At 70.9% G+C, this 22846-nt stretch carries 17 protein-coding genes and 1 tRNA gene; 8 read left to right on the top strand and 10 right to left on the bottom strand.

Annotated features, from left to right (window positions below):
• Window positions 1–22: 22 nt before the first annotated feature.
• Both ACFV9W_RS21930 and ACFV9W_RS21925 read right to left on the bottom strand, forming a co-directional pair.
• On the bottom strand, window positions 23–778 hold the full coding sequence (locus tag ACFV9W_RS21930; RefSeq protein WP_385763362.1) for a GAF and ANTAR domain-containing protein: 756 nt from the start codon (window positions 776–778) through the stop codon (window positions 23–25).
• Between the two features lie 5 nt (window positions 779–783).
• The gene (locus tag ACFV9W_RS21925) at window positions 784–1515 is read right to left on the bottom strand and encodes an ANTAR domain-containing protein (RefSeq protein ID WP_385763360.1); all 732 of its coding nucleotides are present in this window, start codon (window positions 1513–1515) and stop codon (window positions 784–786) included.
• Window positions 1516–1647: 132 nt separating this feature from the next.
• Here ACFV9W_RS21925 and ACFV9W_RS21920 point away from each other — a divergent pair, with 132 nt between their 5' ends.
• Window positions 1648–3390, top strand: a complete 1743-nt coding sequence (locus ACFV9W_RS21920; RefSeq protein WP_385763358.1) for a PucR family transcriptional regulator — start codon at window positions 1648–1650, stop codon at window positions 3388–3390.
• 167 nt (window positions 3391–3557) lie between these two features.
• A complete protein-coding gene (locus tag ACFV9W_RS21915; RefSeq protein WP_385763356.1) occupies window positions 3558–4880 on the top strand; it encodes an MFS transporter in 1323 nt (440 codons plus the stop codon).
• A 375-nt stretch (window positions 4881–5255) separates the two neighbouring features.
• Here ACFV9W_RS21915 and ACFV9W_RS21910 read toward each other — a convergent pair.
• A tRNA-Gly gene (locus ACFV9W_RS21910) sits at window positions 5256–5329 on the bottom strand.
• A 509-nt stretch (window positions 5330–5838) separates the two neighbouring features.
• On the opposite strand from ACFV9W_RS21910, the gene dcd reads away from it, so the two are divergent.
• Together dcd and ACFV9W_RS21900 are read left to right on the top strand one after the other, a co-directional pair.
• Complete coding sequence (dcd, locus tag ACFV9W_RS21905; protein ID WP_385763353.1) at window positions 5839–6414, top strand: dCTP deaminase; 576 nt, start codon at window positions 5839–5841, stop codon at window positions 6412–6414.
• A gap of 11 nt (window positions 6415–6425) precedes the next feature.
• Window positions 6426–6932 carry a phosphoribosyltransferase gene (locus ACFV9W_RS21900; RefSeq protein WP_385763441.1) on the top strand — a complete coding sequence of 169 codons (507 nt, stop codon included), beginning with the start codon at window positions 6426–6428 and terminating at the stop codon, window positions 6930–6932.
• A gap of 79 nt (window positions 6933–7011) precedes the next feature.
• On the opposite strand, the gene ACFV9W_RS21895 is transcribed toward ACFV9W_RS21900, so the two are convergent.
• From ACFV9W_RS21895 to ACFV9W_RS21865, 7 genes are all read right to left on the bottom strand, one after another.
• Complete coding sequence (locus ACFV9W_RS21895; protein WP_385763351.1) at window positions 7012–7869, bottom strand: Yip1 family protein; 858 nt, start codon at window positions 7867–7869, stop codon at window positions 7012–7014.
• Between the two features lie 108 nt (window positions 7870–7977).
• On the bottom strand, window positions 7978–9351 hold the full coding sequence (locus ACFV9W_RS21890; RefSeq protein WP_385763349.1) for an FG-GAP and VCBS repeat-containing protein: 1374 nt from the start codon (window positions 9349–9351) through the stop codon (window positions 7978–7980).
• Window positions 9352–9517: 166 nt separating this feature from the next.
• Window positions 9518–11032, bottom strand: a complete 1515-nt coding sequence (locus ACFV9W_RS21885) for an FG-GAP repeat protein (RefSeq protein WP_385763347.1) — start codon at window positions 11030–11032, stop codon at window positions 9518–9520.
• Window positions 11033–11199: 167 nt separating this feature from the next.
• Window positions 11200–12351 carry an FG-GAP repeat domain-containing protein gene (locus tag ACFV9W_RS21880; RefSeq protein WP_385763345.1) on the bottom strand — a complete coding sequence of 384 codons (1152 nt, stop codon included), beginning with the start codon at window positions 12349–12351 and terminating at the stop codon, window positions 11200–11202.
• A gap of 128 nt (window positions 12352–12479) precedes the next feature.
• Entirely contained in the window at window positions 12480–13853 is a 1374-nt protein-coding gene (locus ACFV9W_RS21875; RefSeq protein ID WP_385763343.1) for an FG-GAP repeat protein, read from the bottom strand.
• A 134-nt stretch (window positions 13854–13987) separates the two neighbouring features.
• Window positions 13988–15547 (bottom strand): esterase, encoded by a 1560-nt coding sequence (locus ACFV9W_RS21870; protein WP_385763341.1) that lies wholly within the window; start codon window positions 15545–15547, stop codon window positions 13988–13990.
• Between the two features lie 191 nt (window positions 15548–15738).
• Window positions 15739–18021 carry a (Fe-S)-binding protein gene (locus ACFV9W_RS21865; protein ID WP_385763339.1) on the bottom strand — a complete coding sequence of 761 codons (2283 nt, stop codon included), beginning with the start codon at window positions 18019–18021 and terminating at the stop codon, window positions 15739–15741.
• A gap of 220 nt (window positions 18022–18241) precedes the next feature.
• Between ACFV9W_RS21865 and ACFV9W_RS21860 the strand changes: the two genes are divergently transcribed.
• The 4 genes from ACFV9W_RS21860 (at window position 18242) to grpE (ending at window position 22816) form a co-directional block, all read left to right on the top strand.
• A complete protein-coding gene (locus tag ACFV9W_RS21860) occupies window positions 18242–19084 on the top strand; it encodes an NAD-dependent epimerase/dehydratase family protein (protein ID WP_385763336.1) in 843 nt (280 codons plus the stop codon).
• A 2-nt stretch (window positions 19085–19086) separates the two neighbouring features.
• On the top strand, window positions 19087–20118 hold the full coding sequence (locus tag ACFV9W_RS21855) for a glycosyltransferase family 4 protein (RefSeq protein WP_385763334.1): 1032 nt from the start codon (window positions 19087–19089) through the stop codon (window positions 20116–20118).
• Window positions 20119–20300: 182 nt separating this feature from the next.
• Complete coding sequence (dnaK, locus tag ACFV9W_RS21850; RefSeq protein ID WP_385763333.1) at window positions 20301–22154, top strand: molecular chaperone DnaK; 1854 nt, start codon at window positions 20301–20303, stop codon at window positions 22152–22154.
• On the top strand, window positions 22151–22816 hold the full coding sequence (gene grpE / locus ACFV9W_RS21845) for a nucleotide exchange factor GrpE (protein ID WP_385763331.1): 666 nt from the start codon (window positions 22151–22153) through the stop codon (window positions 22814–22816). The genes dnaK and grpE overlap by 4 nt, the downstream gene beginning before the upstream one ends.
• Window positions 22817–22846 lie beyond the last annotated feature (30 nt).

Raw genomic sequence — 22846 nt, 5'->3', positions numbered from 1 at the left:
CGCGCTGCTGTCGGCGCCGCGCTCAGGCGCCCCGGTTCTCCGACTCGGGACCCGGCGGCGGGACGACCCGCGTGTCGAACGAGCCGTCGACGATCGTCGAGGCGAACTCCGAAAGACGCAGATGGTGCGAGCGCGCGTACCGGCGGAAGGCCTCGAAGGCCTCGTCGACCGTCGTGCCCCAGCGCTCGGCGAGCACCCCCTTCGCCTGCTCGATCACGATGCGGCTGGTGAGGGCCCGCTCCACCTGGCTCTTCTCCAGATGCACCTGCTCCAGGGAGCGCTGCTGGAGCACGATGATCGTGGCCACGTCCGCCAGCGCCTGGGCGAGCGCGAGGTCGTCGGTCCGCAGCGGCGTCGTGGACGTCTGGAAGAGGCTCAGCGCGCCGATCACCTGATCACGCAGCCGCAGCGGCACCGCGTGCGTCGTGAGATAGCCGCTGGCGCGGGCCCGGAGCGTGAACTGCCCCCAATCGGCGGTGGCCAGGGGATCGGTCAGATCGACGTTCGGGAGGGCGCGGGCGGAGCGATGGGACTCCACGGACGGCCCCTGCTCGTATTGGAGCTCGAAGAGTTCGAGGGTCTTCGACCGCTCGTCGGACGCCGCGACGACCTGCAGCTGGCCGTGCACATCGGCGAGCATCACACCGGCCGCCGACACGTCGAGCAGTTCCACGCAGCGGGCCGTGAGCCGCTGGAGCATGTCGATGACGTCGAAGTCGTCGATGAGGGAGTCCGCCACCTCGACGAACACCTCCGCGAGCCGCTGCTCGCGAGCCATACCGCTCACTCCCTTCTGTCCTCGGGTGAGATGTCTCCGGGAGAGTCCGGCCCGCTCATGTCTCCTCCAGCCTCGTCGTCACGATCTTCCCCCTCGTGGTGGAACCGGATCCTGCGCGCCACCACGTCGGCGGCCACCTCGCCGAGCGGCCGCCCGGTGCCGAACGCGTGGGCTCGCAGCCTCAACAGGGCCTGGGCGACAGGCACTTCGAGCTGCACGCTGATCATCCCGGTCGCCTGATGCACGGCGGCGCGCCGGAGCCCGCCCGGCCCGTCCACCGGGCCCCCGCTCAGGACCGCGGAGGTGAGCGCCGCGGCGAGCGCGGTGGCGTCGGCGTACTGCTGGTCCGACAGAGGTTTGCCGTCGCACAAAACGGTGAGTACCCCGAGTCGTACGGCGCCAATGCCCAGCGGGAAGCAGTTCACGCCCAGCACGCCGAGCTCCCTGGCCGAGGGCAGCAGCGTCGGCCAGCGCTCGGCCGGCACGAGCCGCAGATCGGGTTCGAGGACGGGCAGCCCGTCGCGCAGCGCGTCGGGGCTCGGCCCCTCGCCCAGCGTGAACTGAAGATCCTCGAACCGCCCGCTCAGCTCGGGGTGGCACCACAGCGGCTCGGCCCCCTGCCCCGCCTTCACCAGCAACGACACCGCCACCCCCGGCACCCCGATGGCCCGTGCACAGGCCGCGCCGGGATCGCCCCCGCCATCCAACAGACGCAGGGAACGCAGCACTTCGGCCATGCCGTCACTGATCACCTGTCCCCGTTCCGCCCCACGGCTCGTACCTTGCGTCCATCAGCCAAGCGAAGAGTACTGGGGAGCCCGGATTCCGCGGCCGTTCCACGGCACAGGGTCCGTGTCTACGCTGCCCGGGTGGACGACAGACCTCTGGAGACCGGGGCCCGCGGCCGGGCCGACGTACGTGCCGATGTGCGTGCCGACGTGCCTGCCGACGCCGACGTGCATGCCGTGGTGCGGCGCCTCGCGGACGTGCTGGAGCCGCCGCCGGTGTGGTGCGGGCCGGACGAAGCCGAGATCCACGACGTGGTGATCGCCGAACCGGGCGAGGCGCTCGACGGGGCGGCCGGGGCCCTCGTGCTCGCGGTCGGCGCGCGAGGCGCCGAGGCCGTGGACATGGTGGCGGCGGCCGCCGAAGCGGGTGCGGGCGCGCTCGCCGTGCGGGTCGGCGGCGACGGGCTGCCGGAGGCCGTGCGGGCGGCGGCGGAGGCGGCCCCGATCGCCGTCATCGGGCTGCCGCGAGGGCTCCGCTGGGACCGCGCCGAGGCCGAGGTCCGAGCCGTACTGGCCGCGCCCGCGGGGGAGTTCGCCCCGAGCCGCGGCGGCGACCTGTTCTCCCTCGCCCAGACCGTGGCCACGCTCACGCAGGGCCTGGTCAGCCTGGAGGACGGCGCCCACCGCGTCCTCGCGTACGCCGGACCCGTCGACGAGGCCGACGAACTGCGCCGCGCCACCATCCTCGGCCGCAGCTGCCCCGAGCCGTACCTCGCGCTGCTGCGCCGCCTCGGCGTCCACCAGCGGGTCAGGGCCGGCGACGAGGTCGTCACCGTCGACGAACAGCCGGACCTCGGCGCCCGCCGCCGCCTCGTGATCGGCATCAACGCCGGGCGCCGCCCGCTCGGCACCATCTGGGTCCAGGAGGGCGCGCGGCCGCTCGCCGAACACGCTCCGCAGATGCTCCGCGGCGCCGCCCGGATCGCCGCCGTCCAACTCGTCGACCACTACTTCCAGGGCGACCCGGGCGCCCGCCTCGCCTCCCGCGAGGAACTCAGCCACGGCCTGCTCACCGGCCGCTTCGACGCCGCCGCGCTCGCCGCCCACCTCGGCATCGACCCGGCGGCGGGGGCCGATGTCGTCGCCGTGGACCTGCGCGAACCCGGCGAGGACGGCGACGCGGTGCGGGCCGACGCGCGGCGCGCGGAAGCGGCGGGGATCGTGTCCGTGCATGTGGCGGCGCACCGGGAGAACGCGCTGGTGGCGCAGGCGTGCGGCCAGATCTACGCGGTCCTGCCGACACCCACGACCGCTGCCCCGCCGCCGCCCGCCCCCTCGTCCCCGTACGAGGACGAAACCCCGCTCGTCCGCTGGGCCGACGAACTCGTGGTCACACTGCGCCGCCTCACGGGCACCCGCGTCCAGGCCGTCCTCGCGGGCCGCGCGGAGCGCCTCGCCGACGTCCCGGCCGTCAAGCTCCGCGGCCACCGCGCCCTGCAACTCCTCGCCCGCACTCCCGAGACGACCGTCGGCACCCACACCCGCCTCGCCCCGGCGCTCCTGATCCGCGACACCCTGGAACTCCTCGACCGCTCCCCGCGGCTCCGCTTCCCCGCGGTGGCCGCGCTCCTCACCCGCGACCGCGACCAGGGCACCGACCTCGCCCGCTCACTCCTCCTCTACCTCGACGCGTTCGGCGACGTCACCGCGGTCGCCAAGCGCCTCAACGTCCACCCCAACACCCTGCGCTACCGCGTCCGCCGGGCGGTCGCGCTGACCGGCCTCGACCTCGACGACCCCGAACACCGGCTCGCCGCGACCCTCCAGCTCCGCCTGGACCTGGACGCGCGGGACCTCACCGACCCGGCGTTCCCCGGCGCCTGACCCGAAACCCTGTCGGGCCGGACACCCGGGGACCCCGAGCACTGTCCGAGCGGACAAGGGGCGGGGCGCGCCTGCCGCCTTAGGTTCACACCCAGTTCGCAGTTGGCAGTTCACTCGCCTTCCGCGACGGAGTCCCTGACCCTCACCGCCCCTCCGGAGGCCGGCCCATGCCTTCATCCGCCTCGCCCGCCACCGCGGGCGGCACCGTCCCCGCCACACCGCCGTCCGGCATGCGCCGGATCGCGACGGCGAGCTTCATCGGCACGGCCATCGAGTTCTACGACTACTACATCTACGGAACCGCCGCCGCGCTCGTCCTCAACGAGGCCTTCTTCCCCGAACTGTCGGAAGCCGCAGGCACCTTGGCCACCCTGTCCACCTTCGCCGTCGGCTTCGCGGCCCGCCCCCTGGGCGCGGCGATCTTCGGCCACTTCGGCGACCGGGTGGGCCGCAAGGCCGTCCTGGTCGTCTCGCTCCTGATGATGGGCCTGTCCACGGGCCTGATCGGCCTGCTCCCCGGCTACGACACCCTCGGCGTGCTGGCCCCGGTCCTCCTGGTCCTGCTCCGCCTCATCCAGGGCCTCGGCCTCGGCGGCGAGTGGGGCGGCGCGGCCCTCCTCGCCGTGGAACACGCCCCCAAGGGCAAACGCGGCCTGTACGCCGCGGCCCCCCAAATGGGCTCGCCCGTCGGCTACTTCGCCGCCACCGTCACGTTCCTCCTGATGTCGACGCTCCTGGACGACGCGGCCTTCGACAGCTGGGGCTGGCGCATCCCGTTCCTGCTGTCCTTCGTCCTGGTCGCGGTGGGCCTGGCCATCCGCCTCAAGATCTCCGAAACCCCGGCCTTCGCCAAGGTCACGGCCGAACAAGAAACCGCCAAGGCCCCCCTCGCCGAAGCCTTCCGCAACCACCCCAAGGAGATGCTGCTCGGCGCGGGCATGATCACCGTCGTCTACGTGATGTTCTACACGGCGGCCACCTACTGCATGACGTACACGACCGACGACCTGGGCATCCCCAAGAACGACATGCTGCTCCTGACCCTCGTCGCCGTCACGGTCCTCGGCATCTCCACCTACGCCGTCGCCCGCTGGTCGGACCGCGTCGGCCGCCGCAAACTCATCATCGGCGGCGCCGCGTTCGGCGTCGTCTGGGGCGCGGTCCTCTTCCCGCTCCTCGACACCGGCAACTACGTCCTCATCGCCGTCGCCCTCAGCGGCGCCCTGCTCTGCATGGGCATCATCTACGGCCCGGCCGGCGCCTACATGCCCGAACTCTTCGCGACCCGCCTGCGCTACTCCGGCGCCGGCTTCTCCTACAACCTCGGCGGCGTCCTCGGCGGCGCAGCGGCCCCCCTCGTCGTCACGGCCCTGGCCGAGACCTACAGCGCCCCGGTCGGCGGCTGGTTCATGAGCGCCATGGCCCTCCTCTCCCTCCTCTGCGCCCTCGCCCTCCCGGAAACCCGCACCCGCGACCTCGACACGATCTGACCACACGAAAAAACCCCAGGCCCTCGGCCTGGGGTTTCAGTGGTTCCAGGCTGCCGTCTCCTACTGCTTCCGTGCACCGAACCGTCGGATCGCGATCACGCCCAGTCCGGCGACAACAGCAACCCCGACGAACACGGAAATGATCTCGCCCAGCCCCAGCACTCCGAACATGTGCCCCCCTTGTTTGACCGGCTTCGGGGTCTGCGAATGTGCTGCCCCGCTGCACGGTGGGATGACCGTGACAGATCATCCGGCTTCGCGGTACTCGCAACGGAGAGTCTTGAGCAACTTCTGAGCCATGTCGGATGTGGCACGCGACGCCTGAGCGAATCCGCACAGCAAAAAGGCCCAGGTCGATGACCTGGGCCTTAGCGGTGGAGCGGGTGACGAGAATCGAACTCGCGCTCTAAGCTTGGGAAGCTTATGTTCTACCATTAAACTACACCCGCGCGGTACGGCCGTTGAAGCGATCCGTACTGGCGACACTGTACCCCATGCCGGGCCCCGGGCGCTGAAGCCCCGGGGCCCGGCTGCGTTGTGAGGGCTGGAAGTGACTGCGGGTGAAGGGAGTTGAAGCGTACGGTGGGGTCTCCGGCCGAGGACGATTCACCTCGGGGTGCCGCCTGGATTGGCGTCCCTTTCATCCCGTAATGTTGCTTTCCGTCGTCGGTCAGGAAACTGGCCCAATGGCTCCGTGGGGAAGGGACTCCGGGACTTGATGGACTCGATGGATCGCACCGTCGTCCGATGTGCCGAAGGGCACGTGTTCAGCACCGCTTCGTTCCCGATGCAGCAGGCGGACCGACTCGGTCCCAGCCGGCTGATTCGGTGTCCGCGGTGCGCGCGACTTCGGCACGCCGTTCCTGTGGGACCGGACGAGCGGTAAGCGGCACCAGTGACAGTGGGCGCGGGCCCCGCCGATTGTGGCGGGCCCGCGCCCACTGCGTATCCTCGCTACGTGCTTCTCTCAGACAAGGACATCCGGGCCGAGATCGACGCCGGACGGGTGCGCATCGATCCCTACGACGAGTCGATGGTTCAGCCGTCGAGTATTGATGTGCGTCTCGACCGGTACTTCCGGGTGTTCGAGAACCACAAGTACCCGCACATCGACCCCAGCGTCGAGCAGTCGGAGCTGACGCGGATGGTGGTGCCGGAGGGCGACGAGCCCTTCATCCTGCACCCCGGTGAGTTCGTGCTCGCCTCCACGTACGAGGTCATCTCCCTGCCCGAGGATCTCGCCTCGCGCCTGGAGGGCAAGAGCTCGCTCGGCCGCCTCGGCCTCGTGACCCACTCCACGGCGGGCTTCATCGACCCCGGCTTCAGCGGCCACGTGACGTTGGAGCTGTCGAACCTCGCGACGCTCCCCATCAAGCTGTGGCCCGGCATGAAGATCGGCCAGCTGTGCATGTTCCGGCTGTCCTCACCCGCCGAGTTCCCGTACGGCAGCGAGCGCTACGGTTCGCGTTACCAGGGACAGCGCGGCCCGACGGCCTCCCGTTCCTTCCTCAACTTCCATCGGACCCAGGTGTGAGCAGCAGCGATATGAGCGACGTCAGCCCCGTGCGCGAGAACCTTACGTACGAGAAGTTCGGGGTCGCCATGCGCGAACTCGCGCAGACCATCGCGGACGACGGGTACCAGCCCGACATCATCCTGAGCATCGCGCGCGGCGGCGTCTTCGTCGCGGGCGGCCTCGGGTACGCGCTGGACGTGAAGAACATCCACCTCGTGAACGTGGAGTTCTACACGGGCGTCGGCACCACCCTCGAGATGCCGGTCATGCTCGCCCCGGTCCCCAACGCGATCGACTTCAGCGACAAGAAGGTCCTGATCACCGACGACGTCGCGGACACCGGCAAGACGCTGAAGCTCGTCCACGACTTCTGCCTCGACACGGTGGCGGAGGTCCGCTCGGCCGTCGTCTATGAGAAGTCCCACTCGCTCGTGAAGTGCGAGTACGTGTGGAAGCGGACCGATGAGTGGATCAACTTCCCGTGGAGTGTTGAACCGCCCGTCGTGAAGCGCGAGGGCCAGGTCCTCGACGCCTGAGCGGTGTGACGAGCAATGAAATGAGGGGCCCCGCGGGGCCCCTCATTTCGTGTGCCGGAAGGCGGTCGCCGGGAACCAGTTAGAACGTGCCCAGCTTGATGATCGAGAGCAGGGCGATCAGCTGGATCGCGGAGGCCGCGAGCGCCTTCGGCCAGGGCAGGTCGTGGGACTTGGAGACCATCGTGGTCAGCAGGGCGCCCGCCGCGATCCAGGTCGCCCAGCCGATGAGCTGCACGAACATCGCGTTGCCGCCGAGGAACATGCCGAAGAGCAGGCGCGGGGTGTCGGTGAGCGAGGCGATCAGCATGGACAGGCCGACCGTGGGCTGCCAGGCGCCGTCGCCGCCGAGCTGGCGGGCCAGGGTGTGGGTGACCACGCCGAGCACGAAGAAGCTGATCGTGATCGCGATGCCGGTCGTCAGGACGTAGGGGATCGCCGAGGACATCGTGGCGTTGATGACGTCCTCGCGGGCGCCGTCGAAGCCGAAGATCGCCAGGAGTCCGTAGAGGAACGTGACGATCAGGGCCGGGCCCCACATCGCGTAGTCGCGCATCTGGAGATACGTCGGCGCGGGGCGCAGGACGACTCCGGACAGCAGCGGCTTCCAGTGCAGGCGGGGGCCGATCGGTCCGGCCGGGGCGGCCGCGCCCGCCTGGTAGGTGGAGCCCTGCCCGTACGCGTACGGGTCGTCGCCGGGGTTCACCGAGAAGGCCTGGGTGTGGCCGGGGTTGTTCGCGGCGTACGGGTCGTGGGCCCGCGGCGCGTTCGGATCGCCGAAGTACTCCGGTTCCCCGTGCCCGCCGTTCGCCTGCGGCCACTGCTGCCGGTGCTGTTGCTGCTGCCCGTATCCGTGCTGCTGCTGAGGGGGCCCGTACGGAGGGTGCCCCTGGGGCGCTTCGCGGTTGTCCCGGCCGCGTCCGTTCCTGAATCCAGCCACGTACTCGAACGTACCTGGTTTCCACGCACGGAATGCCGGGCCCGGGGTTCGGGCCCGGCATTGCGGCTGACCTGTGACATCCCCTAAGGGAGTGCCCTGGGACGGCCCCTAGGGCTGGAGGAAGGCCTCGATCGGGAGCTCGTCGGCCGACGTCACTCCGGCCGTCGTGCTGCCGGCGGCCGAGCCCGGCAGCCGCAGCGAGCCGACGCCTGCCGATATGTACAGATCGGCGTACCCGTCGCGGTTCGTGTCGCGCAGTCGGACGAGGCCGCCGAACCCGTCGTCCGACTCCAGCGCGCCGGGCACCCCCGCACTGTTGCGGGCGAACCACTGCGAGCCGGTGCCGGTCAGGCCGGACGACCTGCCCTTGAGGACGTGGACGCCGCCCGCGCTCTCCTTGCCGTCGATCGCTTCGTTGCGCACGCCGACGGCGAGGTCCTGGTAGCCGTCCCCGTTGACGTCGCCCGCCGAGATCGAGGAGCCGAACTCGTCGTAGTTCTCCGGGGTTCCGGCCATTCCGCTGCTCGACTGCGTGATGCGGGTGCTGCCGGACGGGCCGCTGGAGGAGCCGGACCAGACGCTCAGGCGGCCCTTGTGCTTGGAGTAGAGGGCGGTGCCGATGGCGATGTCGCCGTAGCCGTCCTTGTCGAAGTCTGCGATGACGCCGTCGCCGCCGCGGTCGGCGCTGCCGCCGTTGCCGGTCTCGGACTCCAGGCGCAGGGTCGCTCCGGAGGTCAGTGAGGAGCTGCCGCCCTTGAGGAACCAGGCGTCCGAGGCGATGTACGAGGACGTGACGACGTCGCCGACGATCACGAGGTCCGTCTTGCCGTCGCCGTTGACCTTCCCCGCGATCAGGGCGGTGGAGTAGAAGGAGCTCGTCTTGTCGTGCTTGGTGACGGTGCCGGTGGTGCCGGAGCGGGTGAGCGGGCCTCGGTAGACGTAGGTGACGGCGCCGTTGACGAGGGCCAGGTCCTGCTTGCCGTCGCCGTTGAAGTCGCCGGTCGCCAGGTCCTTGCCCATGGCGTTGTACGAGTCCGGGTTCTTGTTCGGCAGCGTGGTGCCGGTCGCAAGGCCGGTGGCCGAGCCCCACAGGATCGTGACCGCGCCCTGGCCGACGCCGTGCGAGCCCTTCTCGCCGGTCGCGGCCACGGCGAGGTCGCCGTATCCGTCGGCGTCGAAGTCGGCCGCGGCCCGTACCTCGCCGAACATGTCGTCGGCCTCGTCGGCGCCGGGCACTCCGGTGCTCGCCTGGCTGATGCGCTTCGTGGTGGTGCCGGGGCCGTCGGCCGTGCCGTACACGACGGCGACGCTGCCACCGCCTTGGGCGCTGTAGCTCGCGTACGCGTAGTCGCGATGGCCGTCGCCGTTGAAGTCGTCGGCGTACTTGGCCGGGGCCGCGGTCGCGGGTGCCGAGGCGAGCGGGACGAGGAGGCCGGCGGCGAGGGCGGCGCCGACGGTGAGGCTGAGAGTTCTGGTGCGCAAGGCGGTGCTCCTGCGGGGGCCGGTGGTCCGGGGCGGGACTGGTGGAGGGGTGCGGATGCCACTTCGGGCGGATGCCACGTTGTGCGGACGCCACTGAGGGCGTACGCCACAGGGGCCGGACCCGCGAAGGGGCCCGGCCCGGTGGCGTACGGGCATGTGCGGAGGGTCAGTTGGCGGCGTTCGCGCCGAAGCGCGGGGAACCGTCGGTGCTGACGCCCGCGGCCGACGTGGAGATGGAGCGGGAGCCGGTCGCGGTGATCTTCGTGCCGTCGGACGGCAGGTAGGTCAGGGCGCCGTTGCTGCCGTTCTCGCCGATCGCGCCGACGACCAGGTCGGCCTTGCCGTCCTTGTTGGTGTCGGCGAGCTTCACCTCGCTGCCGAAGTAGTCGTCCTTCTCGTCGCTGCCGGGGACGCCGGCCGTGGACTGGGCGAAGAACTGGCTGCCCGAGGTGGTGTTCAGGCCCTCGGCCGAGCCGTAGAGGACGGTCACGGAACCGGCGTTGACGACTCCGTCCAGGTTCTCGCCGGCGGCGCCGACGGCCACGTCCACGTAGCCGTCGCCGTTGACGTCACCGACGGAGAGCTCGCTGCCGAACCAGTCGCCGCGCTCGGAGCCGCCGGGCACGTTGCCGGTGTCCTGGGAGATGTCCGTGGCGGCGGCGGGGCCCGTGCCCGAGCCGTACGTGATGTGGATCTGGCCGCCGGTGACGGAGCCGGGGACGGTGACCGTGCTGCCGTCGGCGTTCTTGAGGTCCGGGTCCCACTCCTGGCCGGTGACGATGTCGCCGAAGCCGTCGCCGTTGACGTCACCGATACCGGTGATGATGCCGCGCTTGAGCTGCTGTGCGCCGCTGGTGGTCAGGCCGGTGTCGGAGCCGGGCACGTAGTAGTTGGTGTTGTAGCCCATGTCGCTGTCGGTCTCGAAGCCGTTGACGACGAGGTCGGACCTGCTGTCGCCGTTGACATCGCCGGCGAACAGGCTGAGCGGGCCCGTGCCGCCGCCGCTGACGATGTCCGGCCGGACCGTGTAACGGCCGCCGAGCGACGCGGACTTGGTGGTGCCGCCCTTGTAGACGTGGACCGTGGCGGAGGACGAGCCGATGGCGAGGTCGTCCTTTCCGTCGCCGTCGAAGTCGCCGGAGGCGAGGGCCTTGCCCCACAGGTCGTGGGAGGAGACGGCCGGGTCGGTGATGGTGGTGCCGCCGGACAGGCCGCTCGCCGAGCCCCACAGGACGGCCACGGTGCCGCCGTTGACGTCGGTGCCGACCTTCTCCCACCGGGCGCTGACGGCGAGGTCGTCGAAGCCGTCGTGGTTGAAGTCGCCGTATGCGCTGGACCAGCCGAAGCCGTCGTCGGTCTCCGCGGTGCCGGGCACGCCGGAGGTGTCCTGGCTGATCGTGGTCCGCTTGGTGGACGTGGTGCCGCTCGCGGAGCCGTACAGGGCGACGATGTCGCCCGCCTGCTTCTTGCCGGACACGGTGGCGTCGCCCGCGGAGATCGCCACGTCGCCGTATCCGTCCCCGTTGAAGTCGGCCTGCGGGTGGTGCACGGAGTCCGCTGCTCCCGCGCTCGTGGCGGAGACGGCGAGGAGGCCGCCGGTGAGCGCGGCGGCGGTGGCCGTCGCGGTCGCGAGGCGGATGCGGGTCCGGGAAGGGGCGGGCGTGCGTCTGTGCTTGGCCATTGGGTTGGCTCCTGCGGGAAGGGGACGCCTGGCGGGAGTCCCGTCAACGGGGTGCCGTTCGCGGGGTGTTCGCCGGGAGTTGACCCGGGCATGACGCCGCGTTCGGCTAACAGGAGACCGTTGGTGGGGCAGGAGGGTTGTACGGGGAAGGGGTCGGGTTTCCCGGGTCAGCCGGCGAAGTCGCGGGTGGTGAAGGTGGGGTGGCGGGGGCTCTGAGGGGCGCCGGGGACGATGGTCAGGCGGTCGGGGGCGGTCGACTGGAGGGCCGCGTCGATGCGGCCGTCGCCGTCGTAGTCCGCCGCGGCGATCGCGTGGCCCTTCGCCGGGAGGCGGCGGGGCGTGCCCGCGTGGATCAGGTACGTGGTGTCGGCGTCGGAGACGAGTACGTCGCGGCCGGCCGGCAGCAGCCGGTCCCCGGTGACGTCGAGCGTGCGTCCGCCCAGGCGCAGTCCGTCCTTGCCCAGGACCGCCACCCCGAAGCGGCCGGCCACGGCTGCCGTGCCTGAGGGGTGCGTGGCGCCCGTCGTGAAGCCGGCGCGGCCGCCGAGGGCGATCGAGGAGCGGGCCGTGCCGGTGTGGGCGCGGACCAGGATGTCGTCGGCGCCGTCGCCGTTCAGGTCGGCGGCGGGGCCGGTCGGCACGTTGCCGCCGGCCTGGGCGATGCCGGCCGTGCCGCGCGGGGCGCCCGCGCGGGTGAAGGGGCCGGGCAGGACGCTGAGCCGGCCGCCGCTCGCGTGCACCACCAGGTCGTCGCGGCCGTCGCCGTCGAAGTCCCCGCACACCGGCTGGTCGGGCCACTCGTTGCCGAACCGGGCCCGCGCGGGGATCTTCAGCGTGACGCCCTTGGCGGAGATGCCGGTGGGCGAGCCGAAGAGGATCTGGAGCGGGACGGGCGGCATGCCCTGGCCGTCGTACGGCGGGTCGGTGGAGACCACGAGGTCGGTGTAGCCGTCCCGGTCGAGGTCGCAGCTCGCCTCGGAGGCGAACGTCGCCGGGGCCCGCCCCTTGGTCCGCGCCGCGTACTTCGCCGGGGTCAGCAACTGCCGGGTGGCGAAGACGAGTCCGTGGCCCTCGCGCCCGTAGACGACGCCGATGCCGGGGTCGTCGCCGAGCCCGTCGTGCGCGAGGTCGTCGATGACGAGGTCGGGGGCGCCGTCCCCGTTGAAGTCGCTGGGGACCTTGCTGCCCTTGCCGTGCGGGATCGGCAGCGGCGCGCTCCGCTGCTGCTCGCCCGCCGCGGTCGCGGGGCGGCGGCCCGCGCCGTCGTCGTGGCTGCCGCACGCCGTGAGGGCGGCGGCCAGCAGCACGGCGCACAGCATCCCGCCGCTTCTTCGTATGTGCCCCGGCATCAACAACGCCCCCACCGACAACGCCCCCATCGACAAAGCCCCCGCCCGTCACAAGAGTTCACAACGTCCACATGATGGCAGGGCGGGGGCCGGGGCCGTCAGCGCAGGGACGTGCCGAACTCGATGCCCGCGCCGGGCAGTCCGAAGTCCGAGCCGTTGAACGACGTCACGCCCGTCGTTGTCAGGTACGGCGACGAGCCCCGCAGCACCGTGACGGCGCCCGCGTCGGCGGCCGAGCCGATGTCCTCGCCGGACGCGGCGACGGACAGGTCCGCGCGGCCGCCCCCGTTGATGTCCTTCAGCCGGACGCTCGACCCGAAGCGGTCGCCGGTCTCCGCGACGCCCGGCACCCCGGCGGTGTCCTGGTGGTAGGAGCGGCCGGCGGTGATGTAGCCCTTGCCGCCCTTGAGGACGACGACCGAGCCCGTGCCGCGCACGCCGTCGACGGTCTCGCCGGGCGCGCCGACCGCGACCTCGTCGCAGCCGTCGCCGTCCACGTCGCCGACGGCCACGGACGCGCCGAACCCGTCCCCGGACTCCGTCGCGCCCGGGATCCCGTCGCTGTCCTGGGTGACCTTGTCCATGCCCTCCATCTCGTCGGTGAAGATGGTGGATCCGCCGTAGAACACCCAGACCGAGTTGTCGGCGGACTGGCCGGTGACGAGGTCCGGGTAGCCGTCGCAGTTCACGTCGCCGGTGGCGGCGGACTCGGTGGTGGAGCCGGCGTACTGTCCGTCGATCCGCCCGGAGTAGTAGCCGATGTCGCCGGGCCCGCCGTGCATCCACCCCGTGTAGGGGCTGCCGTCGGCGTGCTTGCCGTAGAGGACGTAGGTGTAGGTCTCGCCGACGCCCGGCTTGCGGAACTGGTCGGCGGTGAGGCCCTCCAGGGTCACGTCGGACGGTACGAAATCGACCTCGGGCGCGTAGGCGTCCTCCGGCTTGTTGGTTTCGGAGTACCACCAGTACTTCTTGGCGCTGACGACGGCGAGCTGCGCGTGGTCGTCGCCGTCGAGGTCGACGAAGACGGCGCCCTCGCCGAAGCGCCGGTCGTCGGCGGAGGGCGCGTGGTAGACGGTGGCGCCCTTGGTGAAGCCGTTCGCGCCGCCCCACACGACGTTCAGGGAGCCGCTCGCCCAGTCGGTGACCTGTTCGCCGGGGGCCCCGACGATCAGGTCGGCGTAGCCGTCGCCGTCGACGTCTCCGCTGGTGACGTTCTCCCCGAACTCGTCCTCCTTCTCGGTGGTTCCGGGGACGCCGGAGGTCGCCTGCGTGATGGTCACGGCCTTGCCGGAGCCCACGCCGGACGCCGAACCGAACGTGACCGTCACGGCGTTGGCCTTCGGCGTGCCGATGGCGAGGTCGCGGTACCCGTCGCCGTTGAAGTCGTCCTTGAGGTTCGTCGCGGCGGTCGCGGTCCCCGCGAGGGGGAGGGTGAGGCCGCCCGCGGCGAGGGCGGCCACTCCTGCGGCCATGGCGAGTTTTGTGAGACGCACGTCAACTCCAGCGTTGGGTGAGGCAGTTGTTACCGGTGTTCCGCTGGTGTGACGGCTGGGGGCCGGTGAATGGTTGTACGCGAGCACCGGCTCCGTCGTCGGTCGGGCGCCGGTCAGTCGTCGATCGCCGCCCCGAACCGCGCGTCCAGGGACGGAGCGGACAGCGCCCCCGCCCCGTACGTCCACGACCCGGCGGCCGTGACGCCGCCGGACCCCGCGGAGAACACCCACACGACACCGTCGTTGGTGTTCTCGCCGGGCGCCGCCGCGAGGAGACCGAAGCGGCCGTCGTCGTTGGGGTCGGTGAAGGAGACCTGGCCGCCGAACTTGTCGCCCTTCTCGGCCGCGCCGGGCACGTCCGCCGAGTTCTGGTTGAAGTCCCGTACGTCGCTGGTCCGCAGGCCGAGGGTGGTGCCCCGCATCACCGTCACGGCGCCCGCGTCGACGACCGTCCCGATGTCCTCGCCGGGCGCGCCGATCGCGACGTCGGCGTACCCGTCGCCGTTCGTGTCGCCGACGGACAGGTCGGCGCCCCAGGCGTCGCCCTTCTCGGCGGTGCCGGGCACGCCGTCGGAGTCCTGCGTCCACCACTGCGGTTCCCCGGTGAGGCCCGAGCCCGAGCCGTAGTGGACGCCGAGCATGCCGCCCGTGGTCCACGGGCCGCCGTCGTCGGGGCTGTTGGGCTCACCGGTGACGAGGTCGTCCTTGCCGTCGCCGTTGACGTCCCCGGAGGCGGCGACCGGGCCGCCGCGCAGCGTGAGGTTCGGCAGCGGTTCGGCGTCGGAGGCCGTGCCGGGGATGACGTACGACCAGCCGTCGCCGGACTCGTCTCCGACGGAGAGGCCGGACACGACGAGGTCGGCGAAGCCGTTGGCGTCGTAGTCGCCGGTGGTCAGGGACTTGGGCTGGATGCCGGTGGGCGCGGCGAGGGTGGCGGCCCGCGCAGTGGCGGTCGGCGCCTTGCCCTTGGGGGCCTTGGCCTTCGGTGCCTTGGGCGCGAAGTCGGTCCGGGAGTCGCGGACCAGGTTCTTGCCCGCGCCCGCGGTGGATCTGGCGGCGGGCGCGGCCTCGTAGCGGAAGATCGCGAGGCCGACCGAGTCGAGGACGGCGAGCAGGTCGCCGTCGCCGCCGTCGGTGAAGCGGGCGGCGGCGAGCGACTGGCCGAACTTGCCGCCCGCGGCGGGCTCGTCGGCCTCCAGGCCCGTACTGGCGCCGCCGGACAGGCCGCTGGGCGTGCCCCACAGGACGACGCCGCCGCCCGAGTCGGTGACCGTCCCGAGGTCCTCGCCGGGCGCGCCGACGATCGCGTCGTCGTAGCCGTCGCCGTCGAGGTCCCCGGTGGCGACGGCCTGCCCGAACGCGTCGCCCTTCTCCGCGGCGCCCGGCACCCCGGCCGTGCTCTGGCTGAGGACGGCGGAGCGGGACGTCCCCATCCCGCTCGCCGCGCCGTACTGGACGGTGACGAGCCCGGCCCCGGCCTGCCCGCTGACGGTGGCCCCGGGCGCGCCGACGAGCACGTCGTCGTAGCCGTCGCCGTTGAAGTCGGTGTTGCGGTCGTTCGCGCGGGTGCCACCGGGTGTGCCCGCGTACGCGGACGGGGCGGCGGCGATGTACGTACCGGCGAGAAGAAGGAACGTGGCCGCGGCGAGGGCGGCCGGACGGTTCTTGCGCACGTGCGGCTCCTTGACTGAAGGAAGACCGGGCAGCGCGGGGGGATGACCGGAAAGGGCCCGTTCCTTGTCCGGCGCACCGTTTGACACGGGATCGGCCGCAAGGGTTGTACGGGACGCAACAAAAGAAGAGGGCGCCCCGTTCCAGGAGATTCCAGGAACGGGGCGCCCAAATCGGCGTACGGGGCCGGGAGTTACTTCACCGGCTCCGGCTCCGGCGCGTCCTCGGTCTCCGCCTCGCCCGCCGGGTCGACCGGCGTCTTGACGGAGTCGAGCAGCAGCTGGGCGACGTCGACGACGGTGATGGACTCCTTGGCCTTGCCGTCGTTCTTCTTGCCGTTGACCGAGTCGGTCAGCATGACGAGGCAGAACGGGCAGGCGGTGGAGACGATGTCCGGGTTCAGCGAAAGGGCTTCATCGACGCGCTCGTTGTTGATGCGCTTGCCGATCCGCTCCTCCATCCACATCCGGGCACCACCGGCGCCGCAGCAGAAGCCGCGCTCCTTGTGGCGGTGCATCTCCTCGTTGCGGACGCCCGGGACGCTGGCGATGATCTCGCGCGGCGGGGAGTAGATCTTGTTGTGGCGGCCCAGGTAGCACGGGTCGTGGTACGTGATGATGCCCTCGACCGGCGTGACCGGCGTCAGCTTGCCCTCGTCGACGAGGTGCTGGAGCAGCTGCGTGTGGTGGATTACCTCGTAATCCCCGCCGATCTGCGGGTACTCCTTGCCGATCGTGTTGAGGCAGTGCGGGCAGGTCGCGACGATCTTCTTGGCGGTCCGGGGCTTCTTGGACTCCTCGGTGACCTTGCCGTCGTCGTCGTACTCCTCGCCGAAGGCCATGTTGAGGGACATGACGTTCTCCTGGCCGAGCTGCTGGAACAGCGGCTCGTTGCCGAGGCGGCGGGCGGAGTCACCGGTGCACTTCTCGTCGCCGCCCATGATCGCGAACTTGACGCCCGCGATGTTGAGGAGCTCGGCGAAGGCCTTGGTGGTCTTCTTGGCGCGGTCCTCGAGGGCGCCGGCGCAGCCGACCCAGTACAGGTACTCGACCTCGGTGAGGTCCTCGATGTCCTTGCCGACGACCGGGACCTCGAAGTCGAGCTCCTTGAGCCACTCCAGGCGCTGCTTCTTCGCCAGGCCCCAGGGGTTGCCCTTCTTCTCCAGGTTCTTGAGCATCGTGCCCGCCTCGGACGGGAACGCGGACTCGATCATCACCTGGTAACGGCGCATGTCGACGATGTGGTCGATGTGTTCGATGTCGACCGGGCACTGCTCGACGCAGGCGCCGCAGGTGGTGCAGGACCACAGGACGTCCGGGTCGATGACGCCGTTCTCTTCGTGCGTGCCGATCAGCGGGCGCTCGGCCTCCGCGAGGGCGGCCGCGGGCACGTCCTTCAGCTGCTCCTCGGTCGCCTTCTCATTGCCCTCCATGTCCTTGCCGCCACCGGCGAGCAGGTAGGGCGCCTTGGCGTGCGCGTGGTCGCGCAGCGACATGATGAGGAGCTTGGGGGAGAGCGGCTTGCCGGTGTTCCACGCGGGGCACTGCGACTGGCAGCGGCCGCACTCGGTGCAGGTGGAGAAGTCCAGCAGGCCCTTCCAGGAGAACTGCTCGACCTGGGAGACGCCGAAGGTGTCGTCCTCGCCCGGGTCCTCGAAGTCGATCTCCTTGCCGCCCGAGGTCATCGGCAGCAGCGCGCCGAGGGAGACGTCACCGTCGGCGTTGCGCTTGAACCAGATGTTGGGGAAGGCCAGGAAGCGGTGCCAGGCGACACCCATGTCGGTCTTCAGGGCGACCGTGATCATCCAGATGAACGAGGTCGCGATCTTCAGACCGGCGAAGAAGTACGTGAGGGTCTGGAGCGTGGAGACGTCCAGGCCCGACAGCGCGTTCACCACGGGGTACGAGATGAAGAAGGACGCCTCGTAGCTGTCGACGTGGTGCTGGGCGCCTTCGAGGGCGTGCAGCATGAAGATGCAGACGCCGACGATGAGGATGACGGCCTCGACGAAGTACGCCTGGCCGAAGTTCGAGCCCGCGAAGCGGGACTTGCGGCCCGGCTTGTTCGGCCTGCTGAGCTGGCGGATCACGATGAGGACGGCGATGCCGAGGACCGTCATCGTGCCGATGAACTCGACGAAGATGTTGTACGGCGCCCATTCGCCGATGATCGGCAGCAGCCAGTCGGCCTTGAACAGCTGGCCGATGGCGTTGACGATCGTCAGCAGCAGCGAGAAGAAGCCCACCGCCACGAACCAGTGCGCGACGCCGACGATGCCCCACTTGTTCATGCGGGTGTGGCCGAGGAACTCCTTGGCCACGGTGACGGTGCGCTGCACGGGTTCATCGGTGCGAGTACCTGCGGGTACGTTCTGACCGAGCCGCATGAAGTTGTAGATCTGCAGGAGGGCACGGACGAACAGTGCCGCGCCGACCACGATCGTAACCAGCGACACGATGATCGCGGCGAGTTGCATTGGGGGCTCCTCGGGCCTGCGAGGGAAGTCTTCTCGGGGACGTCATTACTAAGCGGTAACTTAGGTTGTCCGTCTGAGACTACCCACTTACCCGGACGCAATGTAGTCGCCGGGTTGGTGATCTGTGTCGCCCAGGTAACCCTGTGCGGAGCCGTGTGGGGCGCCAAAGCGGATCGTGTTATTCACCCCATATTTGGACATAACGGAATAACTTATGGGGATGAGCGCACCGACGACCACTGCATCCTCCACCTATCTGGTCACCGGAGGCGCGGGCTTCGTCGGCTCGCACCTCACCGATGCGCTGCTCGCCCAAGGGCACACCGTCGTCGTCCTCGACGACCTGTCCACCGGCGACCGCGCCAACCTCGCCGCCGCCTGGCCCAGCCCCCGGCTCCGCTTCGTGCGCGGCTCGGCCCTCGACACCCGGCTCGTCGCCGAACTCGCGGGCCGCTGCGAGGTGGTGGTCCACCTGGCGACCGAGGGCGCGGGGTCCGTCGCCGAGGCAGCGCGGCGGCACGGCCGCCGATTGCTCGCGGTCGCGGAGGGCCGGGACCACGACGGCCGGGGCCACGGTGAAGAAACGATCCTGGTCCGGCTCCGGCACACCGTCGGCCCGCGCCAGTCGGCCGCGTCCGGCGCCGTGGTGCCGCGCCTCGCCGAACAGGCCGTCGCGGGCCTGCCGCTCACCATCCACGGCGACGGCACCCGGCGGCTGCGCCTCACGCACGTCGCCGACACCGTCGACGCGCTGCTGCGACTGCTCGCCGAACCGGGCGCGCCCGGGCGTGTCTTCGACGTCTGCGGCACGCAGGAGACCGCCGTCGCCGACCTGGCCGGCGTCCTCGTCGAACGCTCCGGCTCCCCGTCCCCACTCCGCTTCGTCCCGTACGAGGAACTGGACGCGGGGGAGGGCGAGGAGGCGTACGAGCCGGACCCCGGGCCCCTGCGCGAACTCACCGGCTGGGAGCCGGCGCTGGGGCTGCTCGACATCGCGGACGCGGCCCTCGTCGACGCGGGCGGCGCGTTCGGCGTGGTCACGACCGCCGCGGCCGGGGTCTGACCATGAGGATCGCGGTCGTCCACGGTTTCGGCGCCCCCGGCGGCGAGGACGAGGCCGTCCTCGATCAGGTCGCCGCGCTCACCCGCGCCGGGCACGAGGTGCGCCTCGTCTCGGCGAACGGCCGTGGCCGCGGCCCCCTCGCCACCCTGCGGGCGTTCGGCCCGGACGTCGTGCACGTCCACAACCTGTTCCCCGCCTTCGGCCGTGCCTGGATCAGCGAGTGGACCGGCCCGGTGGTCGCCACCCTGCGGCACGGCCCCCACCGGGGCTCCCGGTTCGCCGCACTGCAGTTCCCGTGGGCGCCGCGCGGCGGGCTGCGGCAGGACCCGCTGCTGCGACGGGCCGACCGGCTCGTCGTCCTCTCGGAGGCGAGCCGGGACGCGTGCGTGCGCGCCGGGCTGCCCCGGGAACGCCTCGACGTGGTGGCCGACTTCGTGCCCACGGTCGCGGAAGCGGCGGCGGAGGCGGGATCCGGTGCCGGTGCCGCGGCTGGGTCCGGGTCCGGGTCCGGGGCCGGCGGGGCGGGTGACGCCTGGGTGTGCGTCGGGCGGCTCGCGCCGGAGCGGGGCGTGCTCGAACTGCTGCGCCGCTGGCCCGCGGGTGAGCGGCTCGATCTGGTCGGGGCGGGACCGCTGGAGGCGCGGTGCCGGGCGGCGGCGCCGGCGTCGGTGCGGGTGCGCGGGGCCGTGGGGCGGGGGGAGCTCAGGCGGGCGCTGCCGGGGTACCGGGGGCTCGTGCTGCCGGGGCGTGAGGCGCGCAGGGCGGTGCCGCTCGTGTACGCGGAGGCGCTCGCGGCGGGGCTGCCGGTGCTGGCCTTCGAGGGGACGGGGACGTCGGCGGTGCCGCGTGCCGTACGGTCCGAGGGCACGGGGACGGTCACCGCCCCGGACGCGTACCTGCCCGACGCGCTCGACGTCGCGGCGAAGGTCTTCCCGACGCTGCGGGAGCACTGCCGCGCGGTGTACGCGAAGCGGTACGGGGAAGCCGTGTGGACCGAGCGCACCGAGTGCCTCTACGCCTCGCTCGTAGCGTAATCATCTCCGTACGAGCTTCCGGAGCCTTTTAAAAGCCCAGGTCAGACGCATGTCTCCAGTCTGTTTGCCGATAAGGGCAGGATAAAACTTGAGTGGGTGGGACTCAGGTCTGTTGACGCCGAGGGGGAGGGTGTTGCAGTCTTGAGCCAGTTCCACTCAAGTAGGTAGCTGGAGGAATCGAAATGGCACGTGCGGTCGGCATCGACCTGGGCACGACTAACTCCGTCGTCAGCGTTCTGGAGGGCGGTGAGCCCACCGTCATCGCGAACGCCGAGGGCGCCAGGACCACGCCGTCCGTCGTCGCTTTCGCGAAGAACGGCGAAGTTCTGGTCGGCGAGGTCGCCAAGCGCCAGGCGGTCACGAACGTGGACCGGACCATCCGCTCGGTGAAGCGCCACATGGGCACCGACTGGAAGATCGACCTGGACGGGAAGGACTTCAACCCGCAGCAGATCTCCGCGTTCATCCTGCAGAAGCTGAAGCGCGACGCGGAGTCCTACCTCGGCGAGAAGGTCACGGACGCGGTCATCACCGTCCCGGCCTACTTCAACGACTCCGAGCGGCAGGCGACGAAGGAAGCCGGCGAGATCGCGGGCATGAACGTCCTGCGCATCGTCAACGAGCCGACGTCCGCGGCCCTGGCCTACGGCCTGGACAAGGACGACCAGACCATCCTGGTCTTCGACCTCGGTGGCGGCACCTTCGACGTCTCGCTCCTGGAGATCGGCGACGGCGTCGTCGAGGTGAAGGCCACGAACGGCGACAACCAGCTCGGCGGTGACGACTGGGACCAGCGCGTCGTCGACTACCTGGTCAAGCAGTTCAACAACGGCCACGGCGTGGACCTGGGCAAGGACAAGATGGCGCTCCAGCGCCTGCGCGAGGCCGCCGAGAAGGCGAAGATCGAGCTGTCCTCCTCCACGGAGACCACGATCAACCTGCCGTACATCACGGCGTCCGCCGAGGGCCCGCTGCACCTGGACGAGAAGCTCACGCGCGCCCAGTTCCAGCAGCTGACGTCCGACCTTCTGGAGCGCTGCAAGACGCCGTTCCACAACGTCATCAAGGACGCGGGCATCAACCTCTCCGAGATCGACCACGTCGTTCTCGTCGGTGGCTCGACCCGTATGCCGGCCGTCGCCGAGCTGGTCAAGGAACTGACCGCGGGCAACGAGGCCAACAAGGGCGTCAACCCGGACGAGGTCGTCGCCATCGGCGCCGCCCTGCAGGCCGGTGTCCTCAAGGGCGAGGTCAAGGACGTCCTGCTCCTCGACGTCACCCCGCTGTCCCTCGGCATTGAGACCAAGGGCGGCATCATGACCAAGCTCATCGAGCGGAACACCACGATTCCGACGAAGCGCTCCGAGATCTTCACGACGGCCGAGGACAACCAGCCGTCGGTGCAGATCCAGGTCTACCAGGGCGAGCGCGAGATCGCGGCGTACAACAAGAAGCTCGGTATGTTCGAGCTGACCGGTCTGCCGCCGGCCCCGCGCGGTGTCCCGCAGGTCGAGGTCGCCTTCGACATCGACGCGAACGGCATCATGCACGTCACGGCCAAGGACCTCGGCACGGGCAAGGAGCAGAAGATGACCGTCACCGGTGGCTCCTCGCTGCCGAAGGACGAGGTCAACCGGATGCGCGAAGAGGCCGAGAAGTACGCGGACGAGGACCACGCCCGCCGCGAGGCCGCCGAGTCCCGCAACCAGGGCGAGCAGCTCGTCTACCAGACGGAGAAGTTCCTCAAGGACAACGAGGAGAAGGTCCCGGGCGAGGTGAAGACCGAGGTCGAGGAGGCGCTCACCGAGCTGAAGGAGAAGCTCAAGGGCGACGACTCCGCCGAGATCCGCACCGCCACCGAGAAGGTCGCCGCCGTCTCGCAGAAGCTGGGCCAGGCCATGTACGCCGACGCCCAGGCCGCGGGCGCCGAGGCTCCTCAGGGTGACGCCCCGCAGGGCGACGCCAAGGCCGACGACGACGTCGTCGACGCCGAGATCGTCGACGAGGACAAGGACCGCAAGGACGGTGCCGCGTGACCGAGGAGACCCCGGGCTTCAGCGAGAGCGAAGAGCCTGACGTCCCCTCCGGCGCCACCCCCGACGACGCCGAGTCGAAGGCCGCCGCCTCGCCCGAGAAGGGCGAGGGGGCGGCCCCGGCCGGGGACTCAGCCGCTTCCGCTTCGGATGTGGCCCTGACAGCACAGCTGGACCAGGTGCGCACCGCGCTCAACGAGCGCACCGCGGACCTCCAGCGCCTGCAGGCCGAGTACCAGAACTACCGGCGCCGTGTGGAGCGGGACCGCGTCACGGTCAAGGAGATCGCCGTCGCGAACCTCCTGACCGAGCTGCTTCCCGTTCTCGACGACATCGGCCGTGCCCGTGAGCACGGCGAGCTCGTCGGCGGCTTCAAGTCGGTGGCCGAATCCCTGGAGACGGTCGCCGCGAAGATGGGCCTTCAGCAGTTCGGCAAGGAGGGCGAGCCCTTCGACCCGACCGTGCACGAGGCCCTGATGCACTCCTACGCGCCGGACGTCACCGAGACGACCTGTGTGGCGATCCTGCAGCCGGGTTACCGGATCGGCGAGCGCACCATCCGCCCCGCGCGGGTGGCCGTGGCCGAGCCGCAGCCGGGCGCGAAGGCGGACGAGGCAGCCGACAAGGATGCCGAGAAGGAGAACGGTGGCCCGGAAGAGGGCTGACGTCACACACACGGGTAAGGAGGGACGTCG

Origin of the sequence: Streptomyces sp. NPDC059897, assembly GCF_042730865.1 — a bacterium.
GTDB lineage: Bacteria > Actinomycetota > Actinomycetes > Streptomycetales > Streptomycetaceae > Streptomyces.
The sequence above is the reverse complement of the archived record's forward strand: the minus strand, read 5'-3'. Positions and strand labels throughout refer to the sequence as shown.

Excerpts from the sequence above, each read along its gene's own strand:
- ACFV9W_RS21930 (WP_385763362.1), bottom strand. The coding sequence starts at position 778 with ATGGCTCGCGAGCAGCGGCTCGCGGAGGTGTTCGTCGAGGTGGCGGAC.
- ACFV9W_RS21925 (WP_385763360.1), bottom strand. The coding sequence starts at position 1,515 with ATGGCCGAAGTGCTGCGTTCCCTGCGTCTGTTGGATGGCGGGGGCGAT.
- ACFV9W_RS21915 (WP_385763356.1), top strand. The coding sequence starts at position 3,558 with ATGCCTTCATCCGCCTCGCCCGCCACCGCGGGCGGCACCGTCCCCGCC.
- ACFV9W_RS21900 (WP_385763441.1), top strand. The coding sequence starts at position 6,426 with ATGAGCGACGTCAGCCCCGTGCGCGAGAACCTTACGTACGAGAAGTTC.
- ACFV9W_RS21885 (WP_385763347.1), bottom strand. The coding sequence starts at position 11,032 with ATGGCCAAGCACAGACGCACGCCCGCCCCTTCCCGGACCCGCATCCGC.
- ACFV9W_RS21880 (WP_385763345.1), bottom strand. The coding sequence starts at position 12,351 with ATGCTGTGCGCCGTGCTGCTGGCCGCCGCCCTCACGGCGTGCGGCAGC.
- ACFV9W_RS21875 (WP_385763343.1), bottom strand. The coding sequence starts at position 13,853 with ATGGCCGCAGGAGTGGCCGCCCTCGCCGCGGGCGGCCTCACCCTCCCC.
- ACFV9W_RS21865 (WP_385763339.1), bottom strand. The coding sequence starts at position 18,021 with ATGCAACTCGCCGCGATCATCGTGTCGCTGGTTACGATCGTGGTCGGC.
- ACFV9W_RS21860 (WP_385763336.1), top strand. The coding sequence starts at position 18,242 with ATGAGCGCACCGACGACCACTGCATCCTCCACCTATCTGGTCACCGGA.
- ACFV9W_RS21855 (WP_385763334.1), top strand. The coding sequence starts at position 19,087 with ATGAGGATCGCGGTCGTCCACGGTTTCGGCGCCCCCGGCGGCGAGGAC.
- dnaK (WP_385763333.1), top strand. The coding sequence starts at position 20,301 with ATGGCACGTGCGGTCGGCATCGACCTGGGCACGACTAACTCCGTCGTC.